1 protein-coding gene is annotated in these 340 nt (G+C 48.2%); it reads left to right on the top strand.

Features of this window, described 5'->3' with window-relative positions; translation table 11 throughout:
• A partial coding sequence (locus VXS03_RS20145; protein WP_327765540.1) for a hypothetical protein occupies positions 1-340 on the top strand: 340 nt, incomplete at both ends.

Genomic DNA, 340 nt, shown 5'->3' with positions numbered 1-340 from the left:
TCATTATGATGCTGCAACAGGCGTATTAATCGGTAGTACCGCAACGGGTGAGCCAGTTGTGACGGTATCATTGGATGCGGTACAAGCGGCGAATGGTCACGATATCGATGTGAAAGTGACCATCACTCAAGAAAAACCATTAAATCACACTGACAGTGGTGTGGATGGTTTAGTGGATAGCGTTAACGATCAGATCACCATTGATGTGCCGATTCAGGCGCAAGACACTGATGGCGACTGGCTACAAAAGCCTGCCAATGTTGATATCACTATCAAGGATGGCGCCAACCCCGAATTTGGTACCGACAGCGGCAGCACCATTGATGAAACGACTCAACAG

The organism is Photobacterium sp. S4TG1, assembly GCF_036040035.1.
In the GTDB taxonomy this organism is placed as follows: domain Bacteria; phylum Pseudomonadota; class Gammaproteobacteria; order Enterobacterales; family Vibrionaceae; genus Photobacterium.
The sequence above is the reverse complement of the archived record's forward strand: the minus strand, read 5'-3'. Positions and strand labels throughout refer to the sequence as shown.